This window comes from Microseira wollei NIES-4236 (genome assembly GCF_020521235.1).
In the GTDB taxonomy this organism is placed as follows: Bacteria; Cyanobacteriota; Cyanobacteriia; order Cyanobacteriales; family Aerosakkonemataceae; genus Microseira; species Microseira wollei.
In genome coordinates, this window is the sequence record NZ_BLAY01000310.1 from 1 (window position 1) to 6,561 (window position 6,561).

Consider the following 6,561-nt stretch of genomic DNA (forward strand, 5'->3'; position numbering starts at 1 on the left):
AAAATGTTCGCTTGTATAAAATATTTCGGATGCCTTGTCCCTACGCCAAAACCCGGTAGGGATAAGGCAATCATAAAATGTTCGCTTGTATAAAATATTTCGGATGCCTTGTCCCTACGCCAAAACCTGGTAGGGACACGGCAATCATAAAATGTTCGCTTGTATAAAATATTTCGGATGCCTTGTCCCTAGGCAAAAACCCGGTAGGGACACGGCAATCATAAAATGTTCGCTTGTATAAAATATTTCGGATGCCTTGTCCCTACGCCAAAACCCGGTAGGGACACGGCAATCATAAAATGTTCGCTTGTATAAAATATTTCGGATGCCTTGTCCCTAGGCAAAAACCTGGTAGGGACACGGCAATCATAAAATGTTCGCTTGTATAAAATATTTCGGATGCCTTGTCCCTAGGCAAAAACCTGGTAGGGACACGGCAATCATAAAATGTTCGCTTGTGATAGAATATTTCGGATGCCGTGTCCCTACGCCAAAACCTGGTAGGGACACGGCAATCATAAAATGTTCGCTTGTATAAAATATTTCGGATGCCTTGTCCCTAGGCAAAAACCCGGTAGGGACACGGCAATCATAAAATGTTCGCTTGTGATAGAATATTTCGGATGCCGTGTCCCTAGGCAAAAACCTGGTAGGGACACGGCAATCATAAAATGTTCGCTTGTGATAGAATATTTCGGATGCCGTGTCCCTACGCAAAAACATCGCATCCGCTCCTAACCGTTATTGTAATAATTGTTCATAATTTATAAATATCCCTCTCAACATTAAGAGGTTACCGTGTCTTTGTATGCTGAATTACACCGCCATCTCGGTGGTTCCGTCGTACCCCGGATTCTGTGGAGATATTTCCAAAGAAACGACTCCCAGAAGGCGCAACGCTTCCCAGAATACGCAGAGTTTGAGGATTTTTATACCCGTCCCCGCAATACCCTAGATGAATATCTGGAATTGCACACCCTGGTAGAAAGCGTGCAAACGTCCCAAACGCTGCCTTACTTTATCTATCGGTTAATTCGAGGTGCTTATATTTTTGAGAATTTGGCTTATTTAGAATTACGGTACACGCCTTATCTGCGGACACCCGAACATTTAACTCAGTCGCAGCGCATCGACTGCATGGCGGAAATTGTCGAAATTGTCGGCAAAGCGAGTTCTCTGACAGAATATCCCATCGTCACCAGCCAAATTTTGTGTACCCACTCGCGGTTACCTTATGAGGTGAATCGGGCGATTGTTGACTTGGCTGCCCAAAAGCGGGAATATGTCTGTGGGGTGGATGTGGCAGGCGGGGATGCCCATTACGCCGAGCGGTTGGATGAATTTGTGGAATTATATGCTTATGCGCGTAAGCTCAACCTCAACACCACCGGACACCTTTACGAAACCGTTGATGGCTGTTACCCAGAACTGTTACCCTATTTAATGCGAATCGGTCACGGCATCCAAATTCCCCTCAAACATCCCGAATTATTGCCCCAATTAGCAGCAAGGCGTCAGTGTCTGGAAGTTTGTCCCACAACTTACCTCAAAACCGGCACCCTCGACGATATTCGTCAACTCAAACTTGTTTTTGACCGCTGTTTTGACGCAGGTGTAGACATCGCCATCTGTACCGATAACGCCGGGTTACATAACGTGCGCCTGCCGTTCGAGTACGAAAATTTACTAACCCAGGATGTTATTGATTTTCGCCAATTGCAAGCTTGTCAGGAAGCTTCTTTCCGCCATGCCTTCGCTTGGCCTTACCAACAACCACCTGCTTCCCTGTTAAGCGGATTGTATCAGGAAGCACCAAGCAAAACTGGCGATGGCTATCCCGGTACGCGGGAATTTGTGACGCAAAGTTAGAGATTGGCGGTGGTAATTGGTAATTGGTAATTGCTCATTGCTAATTGCTCATTGCTCATTGCTTATACAGGTCGTAATTCCGATGCAACGGTCAACGATATAACTAGCAACTTGGGCTAGTACCAAAGCGAGATCAATAATGGGTAATGGGTAAGAACAAAAGCCAATGACCCATTACCCATTACCCTCGTTCCCACGGATCTGCCTGGGAACGCTATTACCAATTAAGCACCTTGCCTAATGGCAGATTCTACCTGATTGAATTCCAGCTTTAATCGCTGTTTCAATTTCTCAGGAATCGGACGATTTGGATAGGAACTGTAATGAGCGGCTAAACCATTCAATGCTGTTTGCATTGTAGTAAAAGACCGGAGAGTTTTGAGCGAGCTATCCCGCCGGTAGCGAGCAAAAAAATCATTGATTTTTTGCCGTGCTTCTGCTTGCACCGCCGCTTTATCTGGCGCATCATTTGGCAACTCAATCGCAGTTCTCAGGGTATTCACCACAGCCAAAGTGTCTTGGCTATAATTACCAGTTAAACCCGATGGATTGTTAGAGCAACCCACCAACCCAATCGCCACAACCAAAACCAGGGCAAGCAGACGGGACAAATAGCGCTTCATAAGACTCAAATCAAACACAAGATAAGGTTAATCCTATCCTGGATTGGTGTCGCGGGGATCGCCATATTCCCAATAATGGAAATGAGTGCGCCCTTGTTGTTCCTCTCGCTTCTCTCTGCTGCAAAAAGTCCTTGTCAGACGATGCTTGGGCAGGCGGGACCCCCACCCCACAATAATTTTTCCAGTTTTGTGGGGTAGGCATCCTGCCTGCACCAAACCCCCACCCCAGAACAATTTTTCCAGTTTTGTGGGGTAGGCATCCTGCCTGCACCCGACCCCCACCCCACAATAATTTTTCCAGTTTTGTGGGGTAGGCATCCTGCCTGCACCAAACCCCCACCCCACAATAATTTTTCCAGTTTTGTGGGGTAGGCATCCTGCCTGCACCAAACCCCCACCCCACAATAATTTTTCCAGTTTTGTGGGGTAGGCATCCTGCCTGCACCGGACCCCCACCCCACAATAATTTTTCCAGTTTTGTGGGGTAGGCATCCTGCCTGCACCGGACCCCCACCCCAGAACAATTTTTCTAGTTTTGTGGGGTAGGCATCCTGCCTGCACCGGACCCCCACCCCACAATAATTTTTCCAGTTTTGTGGGGTAGGCATCCTGCCTGCCCCTGGTAATTTTGCCACAGGTCTATCGATCAACCAAATCTGCCGCTGACATACTCGCGGGTGGACTCTTCTTTAGGACTTTGGAAAATTACCTCAGTGCGGTCGTACTCTACCAGGTAACCGATGCGACCGCCCTTTTCCGTGGGTTCCACATTGAAAAATGCCGTCATGTCGGACACGCGGGAAGCTTGCTGCATGTTGTGGGTGACGATGACGATGGTGTATTGTTCTTTGAGTTCGTGAAGCAAGTCTTCCACCCGCAAAGTCGAGATCGGGTCGAGCGCCGAGCAAGGTTCGTCCATTAAAATCACATCGGGTTGAACTGCGATCGCTCGCGCAATGCACAACCTTTGCTGTTGTCCCCCCGATAACGATAACCCGCTTTGCTTGAGTTTATCTTTCACTTCATCCCATAAAGCGGCACCTTTGAGCGAGCGCTCTACCAATTCATCCATATCCCCTTTGTATCCATTGATACGCGCTCCAAAGGCGATGTTGTCATAAATTGATTTGGGGAACGGGTTCGGCTTTTGGAACACCATGCCAATGCGACGCCGCACTTCTACTGGATCGACCTCCGCTGCGTACAAGTCTTCTTTTTGGTAATAAATTTTACCTTCTGCCCGAAAAGTCTCAATTAAATCGTTCAGACGGTTAAAGCAGCGCAGCAAGGTACTTTTACCGCAACCCGAAGGACCAATAAAAGCGGTGATGCGATTTTTGGGGATATTCATTGTAATATCCCGCACGGCTAAGAAAGTGCCGTAATAGACGTTAACATGTTCTGCCCGTAAAACGGTTTCGGTTTGATTGATAGTTTCAGGATGGTAACGCATAAAAATTTAGAGTTGGTAATTGGTAATTGGTGATTGCTAATTGCTAATTGCTAATTGCTAATTGCTAATTGCTAAGAGGAAAAGGGCATCTAAATCAGGGCGTTGTTTCTTTAGTATCCCATTAGCCATTAGCCATTAGCCATTAGCCTATTCATCGATAAGCTTTTCGGCTAGTTGCCAAGCGGGCGATCATACTGGTAATTAGTACCATGAATACGAGAATCAGCGAAGCCGCCCAAGCTAATTCTTGCTGATTTTTGAAAGGCACAATGGCGAAGTTGAACACTAACACCGCCAGCGAAGGAGCGGGGGTCATAATATTGTTAGGCCAAAATTGGGAAAACAGGGCGGTTAACAGTAGAGGTGCAGTTTCGCCAGAGGCGCGCGCGATCGCCAACGTTACTCCAGTTATAATTGCCGGTAAAGCTGCTGGCAACACTACACCTAAAACAGTTTGATAGTTCGTTGCACCCAGTCCAAAAGCCGCTTGTCGCAAATCTTTTGATACCAGTTGCAATGCTTCGTCAGTCGTTCGCACAATAATCGGCAACATCAGAACTGCCAACGCTACCCCTCCAGCTACCGCTGAAAACGTACCAGTTTTCAGAACTACAACCACATAGGCAAATACCCCCGCAATAATAGAGGGAATTCCGCTGATAATATTGGTAGCAAAGCGAATCCAACGAGCCAGCTTACCCGAACTAAATTCGGTCAAAAAAATCGCTGCAAATACGCCAATCGGCACGCTGATTAACGCACCAATTCCTACCATAATTAGCGTGCCGATAATCGCATTACCAAAACCTCCTCCCGGTACTAAAGGCGGCGGCGGTAGTTCTGTGAACGCGCTTAAATTCAGACGCCTGAATCCTTGGATAGTCACGTAACTCAGCACCGCTAACAAAGGGATGAGCGCCAAAGCACCGCAAAGAAATGCCACCCATGTCATCACCGTGTTAAACAGCGTCCGGGGAGAAAAGTTGGAGCGATTCAGACTTCCCGAACCAAATCCAGAATTATTCTGAGCCTGGAAATCATAGTTCATAACTTAACACTCTATATCGCCATTGGTAATTGGTAATTGGTAATTGGTGAAATATTACTCATTTTTTATTACCGATTAGCAGTTATAGTTTCTTCACTCGCAGAACTACTAGATCAGCCAAAATATTGACTAAAAGCGTTAACAAGAACAAAATCAACGCTGCATACATTAGCGCCGAAACTTGCAATCCGCTGGCTTCGGCGAATTGATTCGCCAGCAGGGAAGAAATCGTGTTAGCGGGGGCTAATATTGATAGGTTTACGTTGTTGGAGTTACCGATCAGCATTGTTACTGCCATCGTTTCTCCCATCGCGCGACCTAATGCCAACATCACCGCGCCAACAATTCCAGAAAAAGCAGAAGGTACCAAAACTTGAAAGATTGTTTCCCACCGCGTTGCACCCAATCCTACCGCAGCTTGTCGTAAATCGGGGGGCAAAGAAATCAGCGCATCGCGAGAAATTGCCGTAATGATTGGCAAAATCATAATCGTTAATATTATCCCAGCCGGTAACATTCCCGGCCCGGTTAGTGGCGTGCTAAAAATTGGCAGCCAACCAAAGGTAGAATTGAGCCATCCTCCGATTGGTCTGAGGATGGGAATCACGACAAAAATGCCCCACAAACCGTATACAACGCTGGGAATTGCTGCTAAAAGTTCTACCAGAAATACCAGTACCGTGCGAATCGCTGACGGTAAAAAGTTCTCGCTCAATAAAATAGCAGTACCAACCCCGATGGGAACGGCTAATAAAAGCGCAATCAAAGCACTGACGATAGTTCCATATACTTGAGGCCACACCCCATACTCACTTGTTACGGGGTTCCAAGCGCTTTGAAATAAAAAGCCAGGACCAAACGCCAGGATAGCGGGGATGGCACTAGAGGTCACCTGGAATGCTATCCAAAGTAAGATGAAAGCGATCGCTAGGGCAAACAGCCGAGTTAACCAGATAAAGCCCCGATCTAACACCCTATCGACTTCAGACCGGGGTTGAATTACGGATGGAATGTTGTTCGCTTGTGGACGCATGATTAACTTCCCAAGACTGCAAAAAATGTGGGAGCAAACCTAAATCAGCCTTTGGCTAAGGTAACGCGCTACTAACCGTAACCTTTCAGCCTAATTCCCATCTCGCTTCTGTTATGGGGTAGCCGCTGGGCTGACTGGGGTAGCGCCTGGAGTCCCTGTCGTACCCGTTGGGCTGGTCGGCGCTGCGCCTGGGGTTGTTGTCGTACCCGGTAAAGTTGTCGGAGTGGCAGCGGCAATCGCCATCTTGTAATCTGGGCTAATTGCATCAGCAGCTGCTGCTACCTGTTGCACCACATTCGCAGGTAGGGGAACGTATCCTAACTCAGCCGCAACCTTTTGCCCTTGAGTCAAACCATACTCAATCATCGCTTCCATTGCTTGGGCTTTGGCTGCATTCGGATATTGCTTTTGACACTCTCCGGTCTAAAGACACGGAGATTCTTAAGACATTACGGTCTTAATATCCTTGTTACCAAGGTTCCCAGGCTCGCCACTTTTGTCACCAGGACGTAGCGATACGCCAGTTGCTCCACTT

Annotated in this window: 7 protein-coding genes and 1 pseudogene; 1 reads left to right on the top strand and 7 read right to left on the bottom strand. The window is 47.3% G+C overall.

What is annotated here, in order from left to right:
• Positions 1-366 precede the first annotated feature (366 nt).
• Positions 367-723 carry a hypothetical protein gene (locus MiSe_RS46860; RefSeq protein WP_226593891.1) on the bottom strand — a complete coding sequence of 119 codons (357 nt, stop codon included), beginning with the start codon at positions 721-723 and terminating at the stop codon, positions 367-369.
• Positions 724-798: 75 nt separating this feature from the next.
• Here MiSe_RS46860 and MiSe_RS46865 point away from each other — a divergent pair, with 75 nt between their 5' ends.
• Positions 799-1,869, top strand: coding sequence for an adenosine deaminase (locus tag MiSe_RS46865; protein ID WP_226593893.1), 1,071 nt, complete (start codon positions 799-801; stop codon positions 1,867-1,869).
• A gap of 224 nt (positions 1,870-2,093) precedes the next feature.
• Here MiSe_RS46865 and psb27 read toward each other — a convergent pair whose 3' ends face one another.
• From psb27 to MiSe_RS54340, 6 genes and pseudogenes are all read right to left on the bottom strand, one after another.
• Positions 2,094-2,492, bottom strand: coding sequence for a photosystem II protein Psb27 (gene psb27, locus MiSe_RS46870; protein WP_226593895.1), 399 nt, complete (start codon positions 2,490-2,492; stop codon positions 2,094-2,096).
• A 33-nt stretch (positions 2,493-2,525) separates the two neighbouring features.
• On the bottom strand, positions 2,526-2,984 hold the full coding sequence (locus tag MiSe_RS46875; protein ID WP_226593897.1) for a hypothetical protein: 459 nt from the start codon (positions 2,982-2,984) through the stop codon (positions 2,526-2,528).
• Between the two features lie 154 nt (positions 2,985-3,138).
• Positions 3,139-3,945, bottom strand: coding sequence for a phosphate ABC transporter ATP-binding protein PstB (gene pstB / locus MiSe_RS46880; RefSeq protein WP_226593899.1), 807 nt, complete (start codon positions 3,943-3,945; stop codon positions 3,139-3,141).
• A 151-nt stretch (positions 3,946-4,096) separates the two neighbouring features.
• Positions 4,097-4,993, bottom strand: coding sequence for a phosphate ABC transporter permease PstA (gene pstA, locus MiSe_RS46885; protein ID WP_226593901.1), 897 nt, complete (start codon positions 4,991-4,993; stop codon positions 4,097-4,099).
• 82 nt (positions 4,994-5,075) lie between these two features.
• On the bottom strand, positions 5,076-6,026 hold the full coding sequence (pstC, locus tag MiSe_RS46890; protein WP_226593903.1) for a phosphate ABC transporter permease subunit PstC: 951 nt from the start codon (positions 6,024-6,026) through the stop codon (positions 5,076-5,078).
• 216 nt (positions 6,027-6,242) lie between these two features.
• A pseudogene (locus MiSe_RS54340) lies at positions 6,243-6,434 on the bottom strand (phosphate ABC transporter substrate-binding protein PstS); the annotation flags it as partial.
• Positions 6,435-6,561: the final 127 nt, after the last annotated feature.

Coding starts and splice junctions, on each gene's coding strand:
- pstC (WP_226593903.1), bottom strand. CDS start 6,026: ATGCGTCCACAAGCGAACAACATTCCATCCGTAATTCAACCCCGGTCT.
- pstA (WP_226593901.1), bottom strand. CDS start 4,993: ATGAACTATGATTTCCAGGCTCAGAATAATTCTGGATTTGGTTCGGGA.
- MiSe_RS46860 (WP_226593891.1), bottom strand. CDS start 723: ATGTTTTTGCGTAGGGACACGGCATCCGAAATATTCTATCACAAGCGA.
- MiSe_RS46875 (WP_226593897.1), bottom strand. CDS start 2,984: ATGCCTACCCCACAAAACTGGAAAAATTATTGTGGGGTGGGGGTCCGG.
- pstB (WP_226593899.1), bottom strand. CDS start 3,945: ATGCGTTACCATCCTGAAACTATCAATCAAACCGAAACCGTTTTACGG.
- psb27 (WP_226593895.1), bottom strand. CDS start 2,492: ATGAAGCGCTATTTGTCCCGTCTGCTTGCCCTGGTTTTGGTTGTGGCG.